This is a genomic window from Pseudofrankia coriaricola, assembly GCF_001854805.1.
Classification (GTDB): Bacteria; Actinomycetota; Actinomycetes; order Frankiales; family Frankiaceae; genus Pseudofrankia.
The window spans coordinates 1-2,036 of sequence record NZ_MBLO01000129.1 but is presented as its reverse complement, the minus strand read 5'-3'; the positions used below and the strand labels follow the sequence as shown (position 1 = coordinate 2,036).

The 2,036-nt window shown below is 74.7% G+C and carries 1 protein-coding gene and 1 pseudogene; one reads left to right on the top strand and one right to left on the bottom strand.

The features are described 5' to 3' along the window. Nucleotides 1–1,315: pseudogene (locus BCD48_RS52335) on the top strand (MobF family relaxase); the annotation flags it as partial. A gap of 225 nt (nucleotides 1,316–1,540) precedes the next feature. On the opposite strand, the gene BCD48_RS19165 reads toward BCD48_RS52335, so the two are convergent. Continuing rightward, nucleotides 1,541–1,765, bottom strand: coding sequence for a hypothetical protein (locus BCD48_RS19165; protein ID WP_071049815.1), 225 nt, complete (start codon nucleotides 1,763–1,765; stop codon nucleotides 1,541–1,543). Nucleotides 1,766–2,036 lie beyond the last annotated feature (271 nt).

Sequence of the window (2,036 nt, the reverse complement as noted above, 5' to 3'; positions counted from 1 at the left end):
CCGACGGCGCGCCGCCAACGACCCGAACCGTGCAGCGTCCCCGGCATCCGCGCCGGACGCGCCGTTCGCGCCCTGCTCCACCCCGGCCGCGCCGAATCCCGCGCCTGCAGACCCCGCCACCTCCGCGCCGAACGCGCCGCCGGACGCGCCGGACGCGCCGAACCTCGCGCCGGCAGACCGCGTTATCTCCGCGCCGGACGTGCCGCCGGACGCGCCGGACGCGCCGTGGCGCGCGCCGGGTAGCGCCGACCTGCCGCGCCAGGTCGTGCTGCGCCGTGCCGAACTGGCCGCCGAGACCATCCTGCGGGCCACCGCCGTGACCCACCCACCGCCCGAGCTCTTCGCCCGGATCGGCCCCCGTCCACCGGCCGGGCCCGATGGGGCGGCCTGGGACGACGCCGTCATCGCGCTGGCGATCTACCACGCCCGCCACCAGCCCGACACCGCACCGCACGACCCCGGACCACCCCCCGGCGCCACCCCGGATGACCGGCACCGTGATCCGTGGCTACGCCGCCACGACCAGGCCACCCGCCTCGCCGACACCTGGTCCGCGACCCTCCCCGACCAGGCCCGAACCCGCTTCCACAGCCCCCACGAAGCCGTTCCTCGTCACCGCGCGATCGCCGGCCTGCACGCCCTGCTCGAAGGTGGCCACCATCTCGACCACCTTCAAGCCGCTCTGGCGGCTGAGCCCTCCGCTGACATCCGCACCGGCGCCGCGGTCCTCGCCCACCGCGTCACCGACCTGTGTACGACCGCCGGCCTCGACGCCACGCTCTACGAGCTGCCCGCCCCGGCGACCCCGCAGCAGGAATGGAACACCGTCACCAGGCTCCTCGACACCGCCGAAACCAATCACCTCGCCACCCAGCCAACGGCCACGCTGCTCGCCGAGCGGCGAACCCTCGACGACCAGCTCAACCACCCCACCGACGCGGCCAGGACCCACGCCTCGACTCGGACCCATGCCGCAGCCGTGGCCCGACGGACCCGCCTCGACGCCGCCCTGGAGCGCCAGACCACCCGCGCGTTCCTGGACGCCACCGCCGAACCCGCCGACTACCTCGCCGCCCTGCTCGGCCCTCGCCCCGCCACCGGATCCGCCGTCACGGCTTGGGACGAGGCGGCTCATCGCGTCGAGCACTACCGCCACCACATCCTCGGCCTGCCCTACGGCACCCCCGCCACCGCGGACACTTCCGACCCCGTCCGCAGGGCCCTGGGTGACCGCCCCGCCGACCCGACCGCCGCGCACGCCTACGACCAGGCCCGCCAGCCGGACTTCGACATCAACCCGCCACTTCCGCTGTGACCGTCACCGCCACACCAGGCACGACGTCCGTCCGGGTTTCCGGCGTCGCTGAACCATTCAGCTCCCAGATCGCCGGGATTCCCAGACGGCCGGGCCGGGCCCGTCCGAGTCGAGCGTTGCGAGGTCCCCTCGATCTGTGCTGCCGGCCCGGCGTGGTCCGGCGGCTGGCGCCGTCAACGGAGGACGGCCGTCGGCGCCAGTCTGTCTACGGGGTGGATCTGGGCGTCAGGCGCTGTGGGCGGCGCGGGCGGGAGTGCGTTCGGTGGCGCGGGCGCGGTGGATCAGGCTGGCGAGGGTGACCACCGTCGGCGAGTCCCAGCCCGTCAGCCAGGTGACGACGCGCTCGTCGAACGCGCCGAGCGTCACGCCCGCCAGAGCGCGGCGCAGGACGGGGCCCCTGTCGCCGAGGGCGATCAGCGGGGGCTCGTGCTCGATCGGCCCGTCCGACACTGCGAGCCCGGGCCGGCCGGCGCCGCGTCCGCCGTCCGGTGAGAGCGCGGCGACGGCGGCTGGCGGTGGGACCGGGCCGGCGCGGAAGACAAGGGTGACCTCGACCTGTTGACCGGACTACCAGGCGACACGCCGGCTTGGTGATGGCGTGTGCTCGTGGGTGATCGATAGACCTGCCCGTCTCGGTGTCGAAGGGGTGGAGTCGGGTTGTTCGACGAGTCAGAGCGTGATGTCCGGTCCATTCAGGTGCCCCGGTGGGGTCGGGTGGAAC